The following is a 22014-nucleotide window of genomic DNA, read 5'->3' as shown; positions in this document are numbered from 1 at the left end:
TGTGAGGGGACAGAGAATAGGAAGATATAAGTTCGGGATGAGGTTTTGAGGTTCCTGAATGGGGCGTGACTTAGATGTCGGATTTTTGGGCAATTCCCTCGGAGCTTATGTTTGACAGTTCTCGATTGACACTTATATAAAAGTCACTATATCTTTCCTAAATAAAAAAAAGCGATCAGCAGAACTGATCGCTTTTTCTTGTTCAAAGAGTTATAAAACCTATTGCGCAACAGCCAGTGTGCCTAATAACTTTTCGGCCGTTGTTATATATGAACTTTGGCTATACTCATCTACAACCTTTTGGGCATACTCACGCGCCTTATTTGTGTTACCAGCATCTTGGTATGCTCGTGCAGCTTCAAGATAATTGTAAGGAGTAGTAGACTCGTTTTTATCCCATTCAGCTGCTTTGACATAAGTTTCAGCTGCCTGTGCATGGTTACCCAGATCTGTCAGTAGGACACCATGAAAAGAGATTGGGCCAACACCTAAAATGCCATCGGGGATTTCATAGTTATTAATGTAATTGAGAGCTTCTTGGGTGTTCCCAAGTTTGAACTCACAAACAGAAGCATAATAGCTGGCTAGATTTGCAGCATCAGTTATAGAAAAATTATTAATAATCTGCTCAAAACCTACAGTGAACTGGGTCTCAGATCCTGTCAATGCCGTTTGATAGTCTTGATTCAAATAGGCCTGGGTAGCTTTAGCCATAAGTTGCTGGGCTTCACTTTCTTGTGCAGCTGAATAATAGTAGTAACCAATTGAACCACCGATTAAAACGATAACTGCAATAGCTGCACCTATAATAGCCGATTTGTTGTTATCGTATAAGCTCTGTGCCTTCGAAAATGTCTCCAGCAGAATGTCTTGCTCGAGTTCCTCTTTTACTTGTTTTTTACTCATGGTTAAAAACGGATTAATCTTGGTTTCTTGAAGATGCTGAAAATATCATTGTTTTGCTTGATAGCAAAATTTAAACTTCATGAAGTTTGCCTTTTGACAGTTCGTAGGTTATATCTGACTGCTTGGCAATATCTTTTTCGTGTGTAATAAGTAAAATACTGAGATCTTTCTTTTCACGCAGATCAAATAGCAGGGATAGCAGTATGTCGGTATTTTCCTCATCGAGATTTCCTGTAGGTTCATCTGCCAATATAAGGTCGGGATCATTAATTAATGCCCGTGCCATTGCTACACGTTGTTGTTCACCCCCCGAAAGTTGGGTAGGGCGGTGTTCTGCGCGTCCCGGGATACCGAACTCTTCTAACAAATTATTAGCGCGTTCTTCCACTTCTTGTGGTGCTTCTCCTTTAATAAGGGCAGGCATCATAATATTTTCAAGAGCGGTAAATTCGGGTAGTAGATGATGAAACTGGAACACAAATCCGAGGTTGGTATTTCGAAATTTTGCCAACTCTTCTTTCTCCATTTTATAAATAGATTGGCCATTCCAGAGTACTGAGCCTAAATTCGGTTTATCTAATCCACCCAAAATGTGGAGAAGAGTACTTTTTCCACAGCCACTGACTCCGGAAACTGTGATTACAGATCCCTTTTCAATAGCAATTGAGGTATCATCAAGTACAGTAAGGGGACCATTGTTACCTTCACTTGCAAATTGTTTGGTTATATGTTGTCCTTCTAAAATTATAGACATCAGATACTAATCTTCAAGATTACTTGAGTTGAAGGAGGGATAAATAATCGGCTCGATATGTTCGCATTTCGCAGATTCAAGATCCACTTTTGCCACTAGTCCACAAAGGTGATTATTACCATTAGCCAGTCGATAACGATGAGGTGTTCCCAGTTTAAATCGATTCATAGAAGTGTTTTTATCCATACCTAGTACTGAATCAAAGGATCCGGTCATTCCAACATCACTAATGTAACCCATACCATTGGGAAACAGGCGGGCATCATGGGTAGGCACATGGGTATGAGTTCCAACAAAAACTGAGATATCTCCATCCAAATGCCAGGCCATAGCCAGTTTTTCGGCAGTAGCTTCAGCATGGAAATCTACAAAAATGAGGTCCGTTTCTTCTTTCATTCGCTCAATAACCCAATCGGCAGTGGTAAAAGGATCATCAATAGGCTGCATAAAAGTTCGACCCTGTAAATTCAAAACTCCAATCTTATGATCAAAATCGGGAATCTCATAGACCCCAAAACCGTAGCCGGGATTTCCTTTTGGATAGTTCATTGGCCGCAGTACATTACCGTCTTCTTTCATATAATCAAAGACTTTCCACTTGGCAAAAGAGTGGTTACCACCTGTTATAACGTGCACGCCAAGATCGTAAAGGCGTTTGATAATAGAACGGTTAATCCCTTTACCTTTATGAGAGTTTTCTCCGTTAGCTATAACGAAGTCGGCATCATGTTTGTCAATTAAACTTGGTAGAAAGGTATCAAGTAAACTTAGGCCCGGTTCCCCGACAATATCACCTATAAAAAGTATATTGAGCAGATTTTTTGACATGCTTCAGTTAGGTTTAAACAATAAAAAGCTTCTGGATTGAAGCTCTAAAGGTAAAGAAAATAAGGAGTTTATCAGAACGAGAATTTTTGGCTAGCTTTTAATCTCCTCAATAAATTCTTCCAGAGATTTGTTGACGTTTTGTAACACTTCATCTCCCTGATTATCGAGCTCTCTGTTACGTTTTCGCTCTTCAAAGAGCTCTTCTGCTATACTTAAGGCGGCGAGGGTCATTACCGTGGTATCGGGTTGTTTATTGAGTTCCTTTTTATATTGTCGGAATTTTTCATCCACATATTGCGCAATGCGCCTCATGGCTTCTTCTTCCGAATCTTCAACTTTTAGCGGATACTCTTTCCCCAGTATGGTTACTTTAATAGATTTCATTCGTTATCCTCGAGATGCTCATCAATTTTAGAAATCAGTCCTAATACCTGGTGACGCATAGAAAGACGTTCAGACTCCGAAATAGCTGAATAGATATCTGTTTGTCCGTCCTGAATTTCTTCCAGTTTAGAGCGTAGCTTACTGTTTTCTTTTTTAAGCTTCTTGATTTCTCCTTGCAGAGAGTCAACCTCTTCCCGGACCTGGTCCAGGAGATTGTGAAATTGCTCGTGGTATGGGCTTTTATTTGAAAGCACTGTTTATCTCTACGACCGTAATTTTGCTGAATATTCTTTTTCTAAAACCTTTAGAACTTTATTAATTATAGGTTCTACATCCTTGATAGTCAAAGTTTTATTTTTATCTAAGAAGGAGAGTCGAAAGGCAATACTCTTTTTATTTTCTCCAAGTGATTCTCCTTCGAAAACATCAAATACATCTAACTCTTTAAGCGAATCACCCGCTGTATCTTTTATTGATTTTAGTAATGTACCTGCTTTAACAGAACGATCTACAATTACCGCAAAATCAAATTCAAAAGAGGGGAACTTAGAAACAGTTTCATATCCTTTTTGAGTGACTTGCTGTCTGGCTTTTTGAATTTGAGTAAGTGAAAACTCTGCTACATGAGCAGGGAGCTCGAAGTCATATTCTTCGCGCATGTTTTTACTCACTTCATATAGACAGCCTATTTCTGTGCCATCGAATGTATACACGAGCCTATTTTCACTATCGGCCGTTTCTTCAACTTGTTCGAAGATGTTTAGTTGTTGTAAGAAGCTCTGGACCGGTGCCTTAAGATCAAAAACATCATAATGTTCGGCTTTTGTTTTCCAATGTTCAATAGTTTTAAAACCGGCAAGTCCAAAAAGAATGTTGGTTTCCTCTTTAATACCACTGTGGTATGTACCTTCCTCAGAATGCTCAAATACATTGCCAATTTCAAAAAAACGAACTTGGTTGATATTCCGATTAAAGTTGTATGCTACTGAAGTGAGGAAGCCATACAACAGAGAAGGGCGCAGGGTTGTCATATCTGTAGAGATCGGGTTAAGCGTGTGGATCATATTATCTAGGCTGCCCAGTAACTTGGCATCTTTGTCGGGCATTAGTGAATTCGAATAGATCTCACGAAAGCGCATGCCTTTGGCAATATCTTTTGTTTTAGATACCAGCTGTTCCCAATCGGTGAGCGGTTCGGGCGAAATAAATTTTCCATGCTCGGGAGTAGGAATATTATTGTAGTCAAACAGTCGACCTACTTCTTCAATAAGATCTACTTCGCGCTCCAGGTCGGGACGGAAGGTCGGGATCTTATACTTTATCGTATCCTGATCCTGCTCCAGTATTTCAAGCTCCAGTCCATTTAAAATATCTCTGATTTCATCCGTAGAAAAATCGGTACCCAATAGGCGGTTTACATACGATTTACGTAAGTCAAGCTTGGTTGCTTCCGTTTTTTGGGGATGTACATCGGTGCAAGACTCGACAACAGTGCCACCGGCAATTTCTTCCATTAACTCGGCTGCACGTTCAGCAGCAATACGCTGCAACTGGGGATCTACACCTCGTTCAAAACGGTAGGATGAATCGCTTTGCAGCTGTTGCTCTTTTGCAGTCTTACGTATGTCTCCGGGATTAAAATAGGCACTTTCAATAAGTACGTTTGTGGTATTATCACTTACCTCAGAATCAACTCCTCCCATGACACCGGCTATAGCAACAGCTTCTTCGGCGTCACAAATAAATAAGGTGCCGGCAGAGCATTCCCGTTCTATATGATCAAGCGTTTCAAAGGTTACTTTTTCATTAAAGTCTTTAACAACAATCTTATTACCTTTAATGGTATCAGCATCAAAAGCGTGAAGGGGTTGGCCTAGCTCAAACATTACGTAGTTGGTGATGTCCACTACGTTATTAACGGGACGTACGTCGATCGCTTTCAGCTTATTTTTTAGCCAAGAGGGAGATTCTTCAATAGTTACATCCTTAACCATTTTACCCACATAGCGATGGCATTTTTCCGGTGATTCAATGCTGATATCAATTTCATCAAGCGGATTTTGTTCATCAAAGTCGGTAGAAAAAGGTTTCTTAAGTTCCAAGTCTAAGGCTGCTGCCAAGTCTCGGGCAACACCTGTATGACAAGTGGCGTCGGGACGATTGGGGGTTATCTCAATCTCTATTACGGAGTCTTGATAAAGATCTAGCGCCTCATGCAGCGGTGTGCCGACTTCAAGATGGGGGGCAAGCACCATGATACCGCTGTGATCATCGCCCAGCTGTAACTCATCTTCAGCACAAATCATACCCTTGGATTCTTCGCCACGTAGTTTAGCCTTGCGAATGGTAAAAGGATCATCACCTTCTTCCTTAGGGGGCAGAGAAGAGCCTACTGTGGCCACAGGAACTTTTTGTCCTACCGCTACATTGTCAGCTCCACAAACTATTTGCACCTTTTCCGTACCAATATCTACTTGGCAGATATACAGGCGGTCAGCATTGGAATGCTCATTAACTTCGAGCACTTCGCCCACTACAACACCTTCCAGTTTAGAACCAAAAGAAGTAACTTCTTCGACTTCCAATCCTATTAGTGTGAGTTTTTCCGCCGTTTCTTGCGGTGATAACTCCAGGTCTATTAATTCCTTAAGCCAGTTGTATGAAATATTCATCTAAATAAAACTATTTTTTTGCAGTAGTCGGTTCGAGGACCGGGATGCCTTTATGATAATTCATTGGCAGTTTTCCGGATCGAAATGACAGAATAATAAATTTGATTAGTTAAATTGTTTTAAAAAGCGGACATCATTTTCATAAAACACACGGATATCATCAATCTGATGGCGTAACATAGCAATACGCTCAACGCCCATACCCCAAGCAAAGCCGGTGTACTTCTCAGGGTCGATATCTACCGCTTTCAATACATTGGGGTCGACCATGCCGGCGCCAAGAATTTCCAGCCATTTGCCATCTTTCTTATGGGCAGGTTCCCACCAGATATCCATTTCCAGGCTGGGTTCAGTAAAAGGGAAATAGCCCGGACGTAGCCGGTATTTTACATCCTTGCCAAACATTAGCTTTACAAAGCTGATGAGCGTTTCTTTTAGTTCAGCAATGCTTACATCAGTATCAATATAAAGTGCTTCAACCTGGTGAAAGAGGAAATACGATTTCGGGGAAACCGCTTCATTTCGGTAAACCCGGCCCGGCATAATTGTGCGAATTGGAGGAGCTTGTTTTTGCATAAGTCGAATTTGAACCGGTGATGTGTGCGTGCGCATCACTAAATCATCAACTTCCGGATCATCATCCTTCCGAATAAAAAAAGTATCTTGTTGATCGCGGGCCGGGTGATTGGGAGGAAAGTTTAAAGCCGTAAAGTTATGGAAATCATCTTCTACTTCTGGTCCGTCAGCAATTGAAAACCCCAGCCGATAGAAGATGTTTTTCATTTCTTCAAAAGTCTGTGATAACGGGTGAAATGATCCCGGAGTATAGGGTGGGGCAGGAAGTGTAATATCATCAGTTGCTTGTAAATCTGCCGTCTCTTCACGCTCTAACTGTTGTTTCGCAGTATCGAAGGTTTCTTGGGCAAGATTTTTCACTTCATTCATAGCCCTGCCAACCTTTGCCTTTTGATCATTAGGTACTTCACTCATCCGGGAAAACATAGACTGGATTTTCCCTTTTCGGGATAGGAATTTGAGGCGAAAAGATTCGAGCTCTTCTTCGGTGGAAATAGTATAATTTTGTACTTCTTTCTTTAGCGCTTCTATATCGTCGAGCATGAGAATTAATCGATCGTATTTATTGGCTATATATGAAATAGACCATACGCAGGTTTGGGTATGGCGTAATAATGAGTGGAATCTAGCTAATTAGGACTAATCCTTCAATGAAAATAAAAAACCGATCCTCCCAACAAGCGGGAAGATCGGTTTATAATATCTTCACATCGCTATTAGTTGGATACTTCGTTAACTATAGCGGTGAAAGTTTCCGGATCATTGACGGCAAGGTCAGCTAAAACCTTACGGTTGATCTCAATATTTTGCTTTCCTAAGGCTCCCATCAGTCGTGAGTAGGTAGTACCGTTTTGACGGGCAGCAGCATTAATGCGTGTGATCCAGAGCTTTCTGAATTCACGTTTACGAACTTTGCGGTCACGATACTGATATAGCATCCCTTTTTCGACCGTATTTTTCGCAAACTTATAAACATTCTTTCGCTTGCCCCAGTAACCTTTCGCCTGTTTTAAAATTTTGCGGCGACGGCGACGGGAAGCCACCTTATTTCTTGAACGTGGCATTTTGTCTAATGTTTAAGAGTTAATATTAATTACTTGTACGGAAGCATTTTCTCGACGCTATCTTCTTGGGTCTTATCAACCGTTGTAGCTTTGCCGAGTTTACGCTTCTTTCTGCTAGTTTTTTTGGTGAGGATATGTCCTTTCCCAGCTTTTTTACGCTTGAATTTACCGCTAGAGGTTTTTTTGAAGCGTTTACTGGCCCCACTATGGGTTTTCATTTTTGGCATAACAAAACACCTTTTAAAAATTTCTTGGAAATTATGGCTACGAAGATAAGCATTTAAGTTCGAATATTAAACTTAAATACACAGAATAATTTTAAGAAGTGATACCACCCCTAAATTTGGATGGTATCACTGGTCATAAAATCAGGTGAGCAGTTATGAACCGCCTTTACCGGTGGGGGCCAACATCATGATCATGCGGCGACCTTCCATATTCGGTTTGGATTCAATCTCGCTGATATCATCCAACTCTTCGGCAAGATCGTGTAATAACTCTTTGCCCCGATCGGTGTAGAGCATATCGCGTCCACGAAACTGAACGGTAGCTTTTACTTTATCACCGCCTTCGAGAAACTCACGAGCATGACGCGTTTTAAATTCAAGGTCATGATCATCAGTGTTAGGGCGGAAGCGAAGTTCTTTAACCTGTACGGTATGTTGCTTCTTTTTCGCTTCTTTTTCTTTCTTCTTTTTTTTGTACATATACTTGCCGAAATCCAACACCTTACAAACTGGTGGTTTGGCGTTGGGTGCTACCTCAACGAGATCAAGGCCATAACGTTCTGCGATCTCTAGTGCACGGTCAATAGGTACAACTTCGTGCTCTTTTTCTACATCTTCAGGGTGTATGACACGTACTTTAGATGCTCTGATTTCTTCATTAGCATTAGGGCGGTCATCATTACCCCGTGGTCGTCGTCTTCTGGTTCTTCCGATAAGTAACCTCTATTGTTTTTTATTAGAAATTAATACTGTTAAAAAATCTAATGTTTGGGAACTTCTTTGTTATCAATCTCATCAGTGAGATTAGAAATAAATTCAGAAAAATCAAAAGTTCCAATATCACCTTCTTTGTGGCGGCGAACAGAAACCGTTCCTTCTTCTTCTTCATCGCCACCAACTATTAACATATATGGAATCTTGCTCGTTTCAGCATCCCTGATTTTTCCTCCAATGGGTTCACTTCGGGTATCTACTTCTACGCGTACATCTTCTTTTTTAAGTGCAGAAGCACATTTAAAAGCATATTCATTAAAGTCATCAGATACAGGAATGATTTGTACCTGTTTTGGAGATAACCATACCGGGAAATCACCGGCGAAATGCTCTATCAGGATACTGGTAAACCGTTCCATGGACCCGAAAGGAGCCCGGTGTATAATAACAGGACGATGCTTACTGTTATCAGAACCTACATAAGTTAAGTCAAAACGTTCTGGCATTACATAATCTACCTGTACGGTACCTAGTTGCCACTTTCGACCAATTGCATCTCTAATAATAAAGTCAATTTTGGGGCCATAAAAGCTAGCTTCACCACGGCCAATCGTGTAGTCAAGATCCATCTCATCGGCGACTTCTTTAATTTCTTGTTCGGCACGGTCCCAGAATTCGCTCTCTCCGCCATATTTATCTTCGTTATCATCACGGAAAGAAAGGCGGATATCTACTGGCATTTCAAAAGTACCGAATACTAGTTCGGTAAGGTCGATACAGTTCTTAATCTCATCTTTCAGCTGGTCGTGCGTGCAGTAAATATGTGCATCATCCTGGGTGAAGCCTCGCACTCGTGAAAGTCCATTGAGTTCCCCTGATTGCTCATAACGATATACGCTTCCGAACTCTGCCAGTCGTAATGGCAGGTCACGGTAACTGCGCAGCTCGTTCGAGTAAATGCGATGGTGGTGTGGGCAGTTCATTGGTTTTAGAAGGTAGCCATCTTCTTCACCTTCCATCTCAATAGGATTATATTGCGACTCGCGATAGTAGGGATAGTGGCCCGAAGTACGGTACAATTCCAAGTTCCCTATGTGAGGGGTTATAACTTCTTTATAGCCCCGTTTCTTTTGTTCTTCTCGTAAAAATGCTTCCAGTGTACGGCGAAGTACTGTACCGTTTGGCAGCCAAACAGGAAGACCCTGACCCACCATCTGGTCGATCATATAAATTCCGAGCTCTTTCCCCAACTTTTTGTGGTCGCGCTTCTTAGCTTCTTCAACCCGTTCAATATATTGGTCTAACAACTTCTTTTTGGGAAAAGAGATGCCATAAATACGAGTAAGTTGTTCATTCTCTTCATCACCGCGCCAGTATGCTCCTGCCAGGCTGGTGAGCTTTACAGCTTTGATGCGCCCGGTATTGGGGATATGGGGGCCACGGCAGAGGTCAGTGAAATTGCCCTGCTTATAGAAGGTGATATTCCCGTCTTCAAGATCATCGATAAGGTCTATTTTATATTCATTGCCCACTTCTTTGTAGTGTGCAAGGGCTTCTTCCTTTGATACAGGAAGCCGATCAAACTCAGATTTCTTTCGGGCCATCTCAATCATTTTATTTTCGATCTTTTCCAGATCATCATGGCCAATAGTTTGGTTTCCAAAGTCAATATCATAATAAAAACCATCTTCTATGGGAGGTCCAATACCGAACTTTGCGTTGGGGTAGAGTTCTTGAATAGCCTCAGCAAGAACGTGCGCAGATGAGTGCCAGAAGGTGTACTTTCCATCTTCACTATCCCACGTATTAATAGTTATGGTGCCGTCCTCTTCGATAGGGCGGTCTAACCCCAGTACTTCATCGTTAAGCGTTATACTTAATGCTTCTCGCGCTAAACCTTTTGCTATTGATGCGGCAATTTCGCGTCCTGTTGTTCCTTTCGGGTATTTTTTTTCATTCCCATCAGGAAATGTAATGGTTATTTGTTCAGCCATTCAGTAATAAATCTGCAGTTTTGGATAATTAAGACTGTAATTTTAGCCTCTAAAGATATAAAAATAACCAAAGAGGGACAGACTCAATTAGAGATTTTATCAAAAAAAGTGAATTATGGTTTTACAAATACATTTAGAATTTTACATTAAATGCGATTCAACTAAATTATGGCTTTAACGGGAAAATATAGGGATGGATAGTAATAGCATATCTTTTTTTGATGAGCAACCTATATTCATTTTGGATCAAAACTCGGGGGATATCCTTGACGTAAATAGTTCAGCTGTTGAATGTTATGGGTATTCGAGCGAAGAGTTTTCCTCCATGAATATTGACGATTTAGGTATTGAAAAAAGAAGGGCAGAGGTGCTGGGTATCCCAGCTAGAGATTCAGTTTCTGATGATAAAATTTGGGTACATAACACGAAGCAAGGGAAAAAACGTTATGTACAGTTTAGTTCACACTCTTTTGAATGTAACGGGATGGAAGCTTACTTGGTTATTGCCCATGATATAAGTCATGAAATTATAGAAGAAAAGCAACGGCTAAGTTTTCCGGATATTGTTGATTCTAAATCCAATCTTTCTTTTACAGAAGTAGAATGGGGGAGTGATTTAGAGATTAAAAATTGGTGGGACCAGTCAGAAGATCTTTTTGGTTGGGATAAGGAGGAGCTAGAGAGTCGGGAGATGAGTATGAAGGATCTCCTTGTTGAAGAAGAAGTGCCCTATGTTCAGGATACCCTTACAAAAGCCATTGGTAGTGAGGAGGAAAATCTTAGTTTTGAAGCAGAAGTAAAAACAAAAGAGGGCAGTTCATTAATCTGTAAATGGTATAATTCGCTACAATATGACGAGGAAAAGGAAGTTTCCAATATCCAATCGCTGATAGTTGATATTAGTGATCAGCGACAGTCAGATAATTTGTTTAGAGCACTTTCGGAAGAATCGCTCGTTGGGGTTTATCTGATTCAGGATAACGTTTTCAAGTATGTGAATCCTCGATTTTCAAAAATATTTGGTTACGATCGACAAGAGATTGTAGGATCGATGTCGCCATTTGATCTTACCCATCCAGAGGATCGTGAGTTGGTTAAAGAAAATTTACGTGCTCGTATTGAGGGAGAAGAAAATGCAATTGAATATGATTTTCGTTGCAACACTAAGACCGGCGAAGTAATTGATGTAAGTGTATATGGGACTCGTATCATATATATGGGCCGCCCGGCGGTGGTTGGTACCCTGTTGGATATCACCGAAAATAAAGAAACTGTACGAAAATACCAGGCGAGCTTAGATACGTTTCAAGATTTGTTTGATTCCATATCTGATGCAATTTATATCCAGGATAAAGAAGGGCGTTTTCTTGAAGTCAACCAAGGAGCTGTGGATATGTATGGCTATGAAAAATCTTTCTTTATTGGGAAAACCCCCGAGGTGCTATCTGCACCGGGAAAAGTAGATATGGAAGCGACGAAGAAAAAGGTGCAGAAAGCACTTAATGGTAGCCCACAGAGTTTTGAGTGGTGGGGAAAACGTAAAAACGGAGAGGTATTTCCGAAAGAAGTTGTAGTTAACCCGGGTACCTATTTTGGAGAGGATGCTGTAATTGCCATAGCACGTGATATTACTGAGCGCTATAAGGCAGAAGAAGAGTTGCGAAAAAATGAAGAGATGTTTCGACAGCTCTTTCAGAATGCGCCTATACCTATAGCTCTGTTAGACAAGCGGCAGGAGGTAAGAAAGGTTAATGAATCTTTTGAGCATACCTTTGGATATGAAACAAGGGAGGTAAAAGGATTAAATATTGATAACTTTTTAGTTCCCGACGATGAGAGAGAGAAGGCTCGTGAGGTTTCAAACAAGATATTAAGTGGTGAAACAGCTTTCCATACCGGTAAAAGAGTATGTAAGGACGGTAGCCTTGTTGATGTATTGATATATGGTGTTCCGGTTAATGTAGGAGCAAAGACGGTTGCTATCTTTGGCATTTTTGTTAATATCACTGATCGCAAAAAGGCCGAAGAAAAAGTCAAAAAGTCGCTGAAAGAAAAGGAGGTGCTGTTGGCAGAAATTCACCACAGGGTCAAGAATAACTTGGCAGTGATTACAGGTCTACTGGAGTTGCAGGCATATAACACCACTTCTGAGGAAGCTAAAGAGGTGCTGACAGCGAGTCAGATGCGCATTAATTCTATAGCCCTAATTCATGAAAAACTCTATCAAAATAAAAACCTGTCGGAAATTTCATTTGACAAATATCTGCAGGAACTTACAGAGGTTATTGTTTCCTCAATGAAATCTGAGGAAACAGATGTGACTATTTCTATTGATGCTGATCCTATTGATTTTACCATTAATCAGGCTATCCCATGCGGACTTATCTTAAATGAGCTTATTACAAATGCCTATAAGCATGCATTTATTGATCGGGAGAGAGGAACGATAAGTATTGATATAACTAACAACAGCGGACAAATATTGATGTTGGTTAAAGATAATGGTGTAGGGATTTCTGAAGAAGTTAGCATGGATAGTCCAAAATCACTGGGTATTAAGCTTATTCATACGCTTTCAACCCAAATTGGAGGGGAGTCCGAGTTTACTCGTACTGATTCCGGCACAGAATTCTCGCTCCAATTTGAGCTGGAAAAATAGTTCAAGCCAGGCTATTAATTTTGATTTAGCAACTCTTCAATTTCCTTCATTTTGCTACCGAAGGTTTCCCAGTCGCCGCTTTTTAAAGCTTCGCTCGCCTCTTTCCAAAGGGTTTGAGCTCTGTTAAGCTCCTCAGAGGATGAAGCGGACATGGCTTGGGAGGTTGGCGGCATTACACCACTTGTATCGATTTTTGTAGAGGCAATACGCTGACCTTTTTTACCATAAAGTGCTTCTATCGATTCCCAAAGGGTCGGTTGCATGGCTATTTTTTCGCCTGATGTGGCAATGACACGTTGCAACTGGGGAATATCAACACCTTCTGCAATAAGGAAAACCGGCTCTACATATATAAATGAATTTTCTATTGGGATGACCATAAGGTTTCCGCGGATGACCCGAGAACCGCGCTGATCCCAAAGGGCTAGCTGTCGTGATATTTCAGTATCCTGATCTATACGGGCTTCAATCTGTGCAGGGCCAAGAATCAATCGTTCTTTTGGGAGCTGATAAACAGAAACTTCCCCATAGTTGGGATAATCGGAATTGGCTGCCATCCATCCAATCATATTATCTCTGTTGTTGGGGGTTAGGGGACTAATTAGCAGATATTGCAGTTCTTCTTGCCCAGGAAGCTTAGTGAGTACATAGTAAGGTTCCATTTTGATGGATTGTCCCCCATATTTCTCATTGGGGCGTGTCCATAAATCCTCGTTGTTATAAAATACCTGAGGATCGGTCATATGGTATTCGTTGTATTTTTCAATCTGTGCCTTGAAGTAATGGATGGGGTAGCGAATATGACTGCGAAGACTACCGGGCATTTCATCCATCGGTTTGAACATAGTCGGGAAAATATCACGATAAATATTAAGTACCGGATCTTGTTCATCCGCGACATAGAAATCAACAGAACCGTTGTACGCATCTACTACTACCTTAACAGAATTTCGGATATAGTTGTATTGCCCTTTGTATGGTTCTGAATAAGGGTAATCGGGTGAAGTAGTATAAGCATCTTGTATCCAATAAAGTTTGCCCTCATTGAGCACAAGGTAGGGGTCATCTTCCAGACGTAGGAAAGGGGCAATTTTATTAACCCGTTCTTGAATTTTTTTCCAGAAAATGATTTTACTATCCTCATTGATATAGTCGGTTAGCAGAATATTAATATCCCCAAAATTCCATGAGAACAGAAGTTTCGAAAATAAGCTACCAATATTGACTCCACTGCTTCCCTGGTAGTTGGTATAAACATTTTCATCTCCACTGGGATAATCGAGCTCACGGACATTGGTATTAACAATCTTATAGTCAGAATTATGTTCACCGTAGTAGATGGCAGGTTGATCGACTGTGAGTCCCATATCCGTAACAGGAGGAATATCTTTGATAGTTAACCGCGGGTCACCCTGCGAGCCTTCCTGGGCAACGGGACTCATTACTAGTCCATAGCCGTGTGTATACTGTAGCCGACGATTCACCCAGGTGTTGGCTTGCTCCGGAAGTTCCTCAGACAGTTCACGGGCAGAAACCATCATCTGCATATATCCTTCATCAGTTTGGTAACGGTCCACATCAACATTGTAAAACTGGTAGTATAGACGTATTTCCTGTAGCTGCCGATAGGTTTGAATCAGTAGCCTGGGGTCCCACAGCCGTATATTTTCGATAGTCTGTTCATTTTCTTGAATGGTAGACCAATCCATCTGTTCCGATGGCTCTGCACTGTATGGCTGGGTATCCATCTTATCCAGTGCATAAGCTTCCCGTGTTTGTTCAATACTGTTTTTGATATAGGGTTCTTCGAGCTGCAGTTCGCTGGGTTCTACAATAAATTGCTGTACCATGCCCGGAAGCAGGCCATTGCCAATTCCGCCTATTAATATTGTTGCAACACCGCCAATGATCAGCCATTTAAATTGGCTCTTATAGAGTTGGAAAAAAGCAAAAGCAGCAAGCGCCAATGACAGGATGCATAATAACCATATAATAGGGAGGCGAACATTGATATCGATATAGCCGGCCCCATATACTGCACCACCCGAATTGTATAACAGGTTATAGCGCTGCAAGTAATATCCCCAGGAGAGCAGTAATAACCAGATACCGATATTGATACTAATATGTCTTTTAATACCCGATGAAGCTATAACCTTCTTTGACGATCCAAGGCTAAGGGCACCGGAATATACATAAAGTAAGATGGTGATGGCTGTAACAAAGAATACCAGTGAGCTCAAACTGTTTTGAATAAGCTCAATAAAAGGAAGTCGGAAGAGGTAAAAGCCGATGTCATGCCCAAAAATAGGATCAACCTGTCCAAATGTTTCATTCCAGTGAAATCGGAAGTAGGTATCCCATCGCATGAAGAATGCTAATGAGAAGAAACCACTGATAATCGCTCCGACCCCGTAAAAGGTTGTTTTTATTTTTTTACTGCTGATTTCGTGCAGTTTGAGCTGAGCCAGCGGCGATTGTCCAAAACTCATGGTGCTAAATCTCTTGCCCAACGCTCTCATATTGGGGATTACATACAAGAGTGCAAGAAAAAGTGCACCCACAAGCAAAAGACCTTGTGTTGTTTTTATGGTCCAGAACACCTGGTCATACCCTAGGTTATCTAGCCATAGCCATTCTATGATCCAATCAGAAAATAATCCTATCACTCCGATGATTACTAATAGCGGAAGAAGAATTTTGAAGAGTCTATTTGAAAAGGCAGAATTACTCATAGGTTAAATTGGTGTGGTGGCGTTGTTGGTTTTGGACAACATCTATCAGTGAAGAAATAAAAAATATGAAGCATTACATAGAAAAGAGAATAGGAAATAAAACGGGCAGAAACTAATTTAAAAGTAACCCATTTAGGTTTAATAAAAATATTGTAAACCGATATAGTTTAAAATTGATTTTTTATACTAAAATGGTTAAATATAGAGAAAGATAATTAATTAATGTGGCATGGATAAGTTTATTGTGTTGATAGGAGATGTTGAGGATTCTAAGGAGTTATCTAATGAAGAAAGGGAGAATCTACAAGTTGAGCTTGATCGCATCTTAGGGAGGTTAAGTGAGGGTAATAGCGCGATAGTATCTCCCTATACCATTACGCTGGGTGATGAATTTCAGGCGGTATTCAAAAGGGCTGATGGGGTGTGCACTGATATCCTAAAAATTCTTGCAGAGCTTTACCCGGTAAAAGTACGTTTTTCTGTTGGGGTAGGGGATATAAATACCCCAATAAATAATGAGCAGGCTATAGGAATGGATGGGCCAGCCTTTCATGTCGCGCGGAGAGGGGTTGAAAAACTCAAGAAGAGTGGGTTCCTGTTTCATCTTAGTGTAGCCGGTCAACAGCTGTCGACTACTGCTTTCATAAACAACAGCTTGCAATTATTGTCACAGCAGGTGCGAAGCTGGAACAAAAACCGTTTGCGAATTTTATATATGATTAAAGAAGGGGATAATTATAAAATCATAACTGAAGAACTGGGGATATCAAAAGCGGCATTTTATAAAAATAAGAACGCAGCTTTGCTTGATATAATAGGGGAATTGAGTGAAAATATGGCAGACATTATTAATCATGAAATAGAGAGCTGATCTTATGAAATATGAGATATTACTGAGTATTCTTAATCTAACATTATTAGGACGATTACATTTTATGTTGAGGGATGAAGCCCTGGATTGGAAGGGCGTGCTGAGGGTAGAGATGATCCCTTTTCTTGCACTTCCTTTTTTGCAGGTTAATATAGGATGGTTCTTATTAGTGTGCTACTTTATTGGGATATCATTTTTGATGTGGGGGACGGAAAAGGAGGTATGGAAACTCCGGAAAAGTCGTGGCTTTTTATTGGTTTTTCAGCTTGTTTTAGTAGCGCTTATTTGTAGTCCACTTACTTCTTTACAGGCAAATAATTTGACCACTGATATTGTTGGTTCTATGGATCAAATTCTGCTAGCGGATGGAGCGATTAAAACTGCAAATTTTGTGGCTGTTCAGGGGTTATTATTTGGCTTCCTTTTGGTACTCAACGAGATGAATATTTTACTCCGCTATTTATTAAGAGTATTGGGAGTTAAATCGTTGGGAGATGATAAGAAACAAGTAGATGATGAAGAGTATAGTACAGGCAGGATTATCGGTTTGTTGGAGCGTATTTTTGTATTCATTTTTGTTTTGCTGGGACACTATACAGCTATCGGTTTTATTCTTGCAGCAAAAGGGGTGGCAAGGTTGATAGATATAAAAAGCAGGGATTTTGCTGAGTACGTTCTGATCGGGACTTTGCTTTCTACTTTGTTGGCTATGACAGTGGGTTATGTAGTGAAATTGATAATTTAGAATAATAGAAAGTTTACTGATGTCTCAGCTGAATAGGGCAGGAAAGGTGGCCCGGTTTCTGTTAAAACCACTGAATAATACCCATCAAAAACAAAAATTGGACTCATTTGTGCGATATTTGGCTAAGTTATTGTTTTTTAAGACTATACGAATAAGGTGTGATGGGAATGAGTTGCCGTGAAATATTATAGATAAAATAAACTAAAGTATTGAATATCAATAAGATAGAATATATTAATTAGTAATTATTATAGGTTTTAGTTTTTTGATTCTTTAACAGCCCAATCGAAATTGATGTTGGGTATATTGGTTCAGCTTTAGTTAAGTTTGCATAGCAGTATATGCTCATACAAGGTGAAAGGCAGGAGGGTTGACTATATTATTTATACAGTCTGATAAAAATCTGTCAAGAGCGGACTTTTGAGACTAATCCAACTAAAAAAAGACCAAAAAATAATCCTATCATCCCCTCGAATGTTATAAGGTAAGATCCCGTAATTTCGATGCCTAGTTCCAAGTAGGCTACTGCGATATTAAAATAATGTTCAATCATTTGAGTACCTCCCAAAAATAAGTATTAGGTGTATTCATTTATAGTCGATTTGATATTAAAAGTTCCAAGAGGAATGAACTTTTTTAAAAATCAATTTTATACCTTTTTTATCCTGGTATTGGAAGCTCCAAGAGAGGAGAAAATGAAGTCTAAGTGAGAGAAAAATCAGTGTTTCTTAACCCTGTGTCGGGGAGCTTTATAATGAAGAGTTTATTGTGGTATTTGAGGAGGATATGAAGACCGAATATAAGGGAAATATCCAGATCGAATTGTAGGCCCGATTTCCCAAATAAGGAGAGTTGAAAACCGGGAATAAAAACTTAGCTAAAAAATGATAACTTCTGCTTAATTTCGAAGGTATATTCCGTCATCTTCAATACGGATGATCTCTTTTTTGTAGAGGCGACCAATGGCCTTTTTGAATGTCTTCTTACTCATTTCCAATCGATTGTGAATCTCTTTAGGATCACTTTTATCATGGAGATCAAGGTAGCCGTCTGTATGTTTTAACCGCTCTAAAATATGTTGAGCATTGGGTTCTACTTTATCGTACCCAATGGGTCGTAACGTGACATCAATTTTGTTATCGTCTCTTATCTGCTTTATCCAGCCGGTAGTTTTGTCACCGTAAAAAATATCTTCATAAAATTCATTGTGATATACGAGACCCTCATGCGTATTATTGATAATCACTTTATAGCCAAGGTCTGTCTCTTTCCAGATCCAGAGATCAACCTTTTCGCCTTCCTCAACAGTAATCTCCTCCCTCTTCATAAAACGTCCCAGACGTGTTGAGGCGGCCAGTCTGTTGGTTTGTTCATCGAGGTACATATATACCAAGTACGACTGCCCTTCCCTCATTTTATTCACCTGTTCGCTGTGGGGGACAAAAAGATCTTTATCCAGTCCCCAATCAAGATAGGCACCAAAGTTATTGGCATCTTTAACGGTTAGAAAGGCCACATCGTTTAAGGTGATATCAGGGTCTTGCATCGTGGCTGTTAGGCGCTCTTCACCGTCCTTATAGAGGAATACCCGCACATTCTCTCCTTCTTGCAGGTCACGTAAAGCTAACTTATTGGGAAGTAGCACTTCTTCATCTGTTCTGCTGGATGTGTTCTGTAAAAAATAGCCGTATTCTGTAATTCGAGCTACATTGAGCGTTTGGTAGGTACCGAGTTTGAACATGGAAAAGAGAAATAAGTGGATAGGTGAAAAATAACTGTGTTTAAAATAAGGGCCTTTTGCTTGATTCCCCAATAATTTTAACTAAAGGTTTTATCTGGTGAATGTATGATTTCTGCCCAGTAGCATATTCAAGAAATTCGAGCGTACATTCGAGGTAGGGTTGCGAAATGTCTTAAAGGGAACATGCATTTCGGCATTGGTAGTATCAATTTTGATACCCCATAATGGATTTAAAGCTGTAGGCAGCATAGCATAACGTCCATCCCCAATGATGTTAGGGTGTTCGGGATGTTGAATAAGATATCCATCAGAGAGGGTATCAAAACGTTTAATATCATTATAAAGGGTTGTTCCCTGATATGAACGATATTTTTTTTTCCAGTCTAAAAGGGGGGCAGCACTTCCTTCATAGATGGTAGGGGCTGTAAGAGACATAAGATGCAGACCGTCGGCATAAAGTGTATCGGTAGTTTTATAACGGATGCTCCATAAAAATATGTTGCCTATTGTAGGCTTTACTACAAGCTCTTCAATTTGGTGATTGCGTTGATTGGCTAATGACTTGGCAACATCTTTACCTCGTTCCTGCTGTATCATACCAAATAGCAGATATAGAAGCATCCAGGCCCAGGCAAATTGTGCTATTTTATTGTTACTATAATAGAATGCAAGCCCTACAGCTATTAGAACACCCAGAGAAAAAAGGGGATCAAAGACTGATATGATATTCCAAGAGAACCGCTCATCAATAAAGGGCCATAATAGTTTAGTACCATAACTGGTTAAAGAGTCAACTATCCCGCTGGTAGCATAGCCTAGTAGGCTAAAGAGGTATACCTTTTTAAATGAGATTTTTTGGCGCATAAACCACCAGAGAATACCTGCTGCGAGTAGGGCACCTACTGGAATAAAAATTAAGGAATGAGAAAATTGACGATGTATCTCAATATTTAGTAGGGGATCACTGGCATCGCTGATCAAGATATCCAGATCGGCCAACATTGCGGCAAGGAGACCGGTTACTGCCGCATAGCGATGTTCTTTTTGGGTGCTAAAAGATTGTGAGGCTGAGGCCCCTATAATACCGTGGGTAACGGGATCCATGAATTATAATAATAGTTCAAAATGAAATGGCCCGTTAATATAGCAATTGTAATGCTTCTGGCGAAGGACGGTAATTACACCTTGTATAAGGTTAAAACCAAAAGTACTATTTTATTCTTCTTCAGATGATGAGCCCACAAAAAGTATAGTTACTAATAGTACAGTATCTTCAATAATATTCAGCGAGTGGGGTTGATGGCGGCTAAGGTATAGCCAGTCTCCTTTTGATAAAACCTTTGTTTCCCCATCTACAATAAATTCTGTTTTTCCTTCCAGGCATTGAACAGATACCTCCCCGTCAACACTGTGTTCTGTAACTTCTTTCCCTTTTGGAAGGACCATACGTATGGCTTCCATATCTGAGGTTTTCATGAGGGCAAGGGTAGCACCTTCTGGGAATTCGTCGTTTAAATCATATAAATTAATGACTTCACCCGGTTTAATACGTCGTTGACTCATAATAATTTATTTAAATAGTTAGATAATAATATTTGTATACTCCTTAACATGGGAGTATTTGGTAAACATTCCTAGAGCTTTCCACATACGAATGATCTATCTTTTATTCACCATTTACAACTTGATCTACTTGTTCTGCTGAGCCGGTATTTACCCATATCATAATGCTTCCTTACCTGTTTTTGATTGGGAGGGGAGTGGCCATAAAGTTGGTTGGCATATATCTGTCAAAGGGGGGCAAAATGATTATCGTGAATTTCTTCACATGCCTTGTTAATATTATTTTGGAACGTAGAATCTACTGTGGATGATTACTGCGCAAAAAGGTGAGCTGAAGATCCTAAAAATTGAGCCACAAATGTAATTCCATGAGTGTATCTCATGACAATAAATTGTTGTTAAATAAATAGATCGACTTTTAGATAATTCACATTCTTTTTTAAAAAAAACCAGAATGTGAATATCAGCTGTTAATAGTTGTTACAACGTTTACGCAGAGCGTTGATATCCTCTTCTGTTAGGCTCAAATCAAAAATATTTTGTTTGGTCAATACAATATGCATAATTGATCTTGGGTTGTCGACATGGTCAAGCCCCAAGGCATGACCCGTTTCATGCGCTAAAAGGATTGTAAGTTCTGCCCTAGTGCTAAACTGGTATATATTGATACGTTTCCGATTACCTGTTACCAGATACTGTCCCTGATTAAATCGTTGTGCTTCACCGAATCGGCTGTTATACTCGGCAATCATTTCATTTCGTCGATCTAATAAGTCGTCAAGTTCTTTTGATTTTTTATTAGATCGCTGTCGCAATGATTCCGCAGTTTGTTTTAGATTAATTGCTTTATCTTTTAGCTGTTTAGGCATTCTCTGTATTTGTTCTATTTCTTGTTTTTTGCTGCTTGGTATTCCACCGTTTTTTTTCAACTCCTCTATTTTTCTATTGTACCTTTTTGCAGCTTTGTTGTATTTAGCCAACGCTTTTTCCATCTCTTCGCTTTTTTCTTTATATCGTTTAGAAAGGCGTTTATATGACCTTCTTATTAATTTGATACGATTTTCTAATGTCTTAATCTTAATGTGTTGAGGAAACTTGTTGTCGTTCTCTAAATGTTGTTCACCGCCATAGATCAGATGAATGCCAATCTCTCCGTTTTTTTTATATTGGAGTAGATCTTCTCCTATCGGTTGTTCCCAAAGAGATTCAACCTTTCTCATCACCTGCTTTAATTCACTATTACTGATATTGTATTTGATATCAATATTTGCAATTCTATAGGTGATAGTTTTTCCACAGGGTTCTGTTTGGGGATAGTTTTGGTAGTAGGGATAAAAAGGGTCGGCATATTTATTTGGAAGGATTTCAGAATGGTTCTTCCGAATCTTTTCGAAGGCCGTATTACTTTTCTTTAAAGCAGAATCTACAGTTGGTGTTTGTTGAGCATTAAGGTAAGCTGAGGATCCTAAAAATAGGGCCGAAAAGATGACGGCAAAAATGTGTTTCATGAGAATAAATGAATGAAGAATGAATAATACGATTGTTAGATAATTCACATTCGTTTTTCACAAGGTCAAAAGA

The 22014-nt window shown here is 39.9% G+C and carries 19 protein-coding genes; 3 read left to right on the top strand and 16 right to left on the bottom strand.

Going from position 1 to position 22014, the window contains the following annotated elements:
• Window positions 1-219: 219 nt before the first annotated feature.
• From FCN14_RS04705 to thrS, 11 genes are all read right to left on the bottom strand, one after another.
• Window positions 220-906, bottom strand: a complete 687-nt coding sequence (locus FCN14_RS04705; RefSeq protein WP_138429924.1) for a tetratricopeptide repeat protein — start codon at window positions 904-906, stop codon at window positions 220-222.
• A 70-nt stretch (window positions 907-976) separates the two neighbouring features.
• Complete coding sequence (locus FCN14_RS04700) at window positions 977-1660, bottom strand: ABC transporter ATP-binding protein (protein WP_171032807.1); 684 nt, start codon at window positions 1658-1660, stop codon at window positions 977-979.
• Window positions 1661-1666: 6 nt separating this feature from the next.
• Entirely contained in the window at window positions 1667-2488 is an 822-nt protein-coding gene (locus tag FCN14_RS04695) for a TIGR00282 family metallophosphoesterase (protein WP_138429923.1), read from the bottom strand.
• Between the two features lie 90 nt (window positions 2489-2578).
• Window positions 2579-2872 (bottom strand): cell division protein ZapA, encoded by a 294-nt coding sequence (locus FCN14_RS04690; RefSeq protein WP_138429922.1) that lies wholly within the window; start codon window positions 2870-2872, stop codon window positions 2579-2581.
• Complete coding sequence (locus FCN14_RS04685) at window positions 2869-3126, bottom strand: hypothetical protein (RefSeq protein ID WP_138429921.1); 258 nt, start codon at window positions 3124-3126, stop codon at window positions 2869-2871. The genes FCN14_RS04690 and FCN14_RS04685 overlap by 4 nt, the downstream gene beginning before the upstream one ends.
• Before the next feature lie 9 nt (window positions 3127-3135).
• A complete protein-coding gene (gene pheT / locus FCN14_RS04680; RefSeq protein WP_138429920.1) occupies window positions 3136-5544 on the bottom strand; it encodes a phenylalanine--tRNA ligase subunit beta in 2409 nt (802 codons plus the stop codon).
• Window positions 5545-5649: 105 nt separating this feature from the next.
• Entirely contained in the window at window positions 5650-6663 is a 1014-nt protein-coding gene (gene pheS / locus FCN14_RS04675) for a phenylalanine--tRNA ligase subunit alpha (RefSeq protein WP_138429919.1), read from the bottom strand.
• 173 nt (window positions 6664-6836) lie between these two features.
• Complete coding sequence (gene rplT / locus FCN14_RS04670) at window positions 6837-7184, bottom strand: 50S ribosomal protein L20 (RefSeq protein ID WP_138429918.1); 348 nt, start codon at window positions 7182-7184, stop codon at window positions 6837-6839.
• Between the two features lie 29 nt (window positions 7185-7213).
• On the bottom strand, window positions 7214-7411 hold the full coding sequence (gene rpmI, locus FCN14_RS04665; protein WP_138429917.1) for a 50S ribosomal protein L35: 198 nt from the start codon (window positions 7409-7411) through the stop codon (window positions 7214-7216).
• Window positions 7412-7564: 153 nt separating this feature from the next.
• Window positions 7565-8125: a translation initiation factor IF-3 gene (gene infC, locus FCN14_RS04660; RefSeq protein ID WP_138429916.1), complete on the bottom strand. Its 561-nt coding sequence runs from the start codon at window positions 8123-8125 to the stop codon at window positions 7565-7567.
• A 47-nt stretch (window positions 8126-8172) separates the two neighbouring features.
• A complete protein-coding gene (gene thrS, locus FCN14_RS04655; protein ID WP_138429915.1) occupies window positions 8173-10119 on the bottom strand; it encodes a threonine--tRNA ligase in 1947 nt (648 codons plus the stop codon).
• A 193-nt stretch (window positions 10120-10312) separates the two neighbouring features.
• Between thrS and FCN14_RS04650 the strand changes: the two genes are divergently transcribed.
• Complete coding sequence (locus tag FCN14_RS04650; RefSeq protein WP_138429914.1) at window positions 10313-12778, top strand: PAS domain S-box protein; 2466 nt, start codon at window positions 10313-10315, stop codon at window positions 12776-12778.
• Window positions 12779-12792: 14 nt separating this feature from the next.
• Here FCN14_RS04650 and FCN14_RS04645 read toward each other — a convergent pair whose 3' ends face one another.
• Window positions 12793-15513, bottom strand: a complete 2721-nt coding sequence (locus FCN14_RS04645) for a UPF0182 family membrane protein (protein WP_138429913.1) — start codon at window positions 15511-15513, stop codon at window positions 12793-12795.
• 229 nt (window positions 15514-15742) lie between these two features.
• On the opposite strand from FCN14_RS04645, the gene FCN14_RS04640 reads away from it, so the two are divergent.
• Together FCN14_RS04640 and FCN14_RS04635 are read left to right on the top strand one after the other, a co-directional pair.
• Window positions 15743-16384 (top strand): SatD family protein, encoded by a 642-nt coding sequence (locus FCN14_RS04640; protein WP_138429912.1) that lies wholly within the window; start codon window positions 15743-15745, stop codon window positions 16382-16384.
• 4 nt (window positions 16385-16388) lie between these two features.
• Window positions 16389-17129, top strand: coding sequence for a hypothetical protein (locus tag FCN14_RS04635; protein WP_138429911.1), 741 nt, complete (start codon window positions 16389-16391; stop codon window positions 17127-17129).
• An 898-nt stretch (window positions 17130-18027) separates the two neighbouring features.
• Here FCN14_RS04635 and FCN14_RS04630 read toward each other — a convergent pair.
• The 4 genes from FCN14_RS04630 to FCN14_RS04615 form a co-directional block, all read right to left on the bottom strand.
• The gene (locus tag FCN14_RS04630) at window positions 18028-18870 is read right to left on the bottom strand and encodes a CvfB family protein (RefSeq protein WP_138429910.1); all 843 of its coding nucleotides are present in this window, start codon (window positions 18868-18870) and stop codon (window positions 18028-18030) included.
• Window positions 18871-18960: 90 nt separating this feature from the next.
• Window positions 18961-19974, bottom strand: a complete 1014-nt coding sequence (locus FCN14_RS04625) for a metal-dependent hydrolase (protein ID WP_138429909.1) — start codon at window positions 19972-19974, stop codon at window positions 18961-18963.
• A 111-nt stretch (window positions 19975-20085) separates the two neighbouring features.
• Complete coding sequence (locus tag FCN14_RS04620; protein ID WP_138429908.1) at window positions 20086-20433, bottom strand: cupin domain-containing protein; 348 nt, start codon at window positions 20431-20433, stop codon at window positions 20086-20088.
• A gap of 470 nt (window positions 20434-20903) precedes the next feature.
• The gene (locus FCN14_RS04615) at window positions 20904-21941 is read right to left on the bottom strand and encodes a matrixin family metalloprotease (protein WP_138429907.1); all 1038 of its coding nucleotides are present in this window, start codon (window positions 21939-21941) and stop codon (window positions 20904-20906) included.
• Window positions 21942-22014: the final 73 nt, after the last annotated feature.

The organism is Fodinibius saliphilus, from assembly GCF_005869845.1.
Taxonomy (GTDB): domain Bacteria; phylum Bacteroidota; class Rhodothermia; order Balneolales; family Balneolaceae; genus Fodinibius; species Fodinibius saliphilus.
Note: the sequence above shows the minus strand (reverse complement) of the source record. Positions and strands in the feature narration are given on the sequence as shown.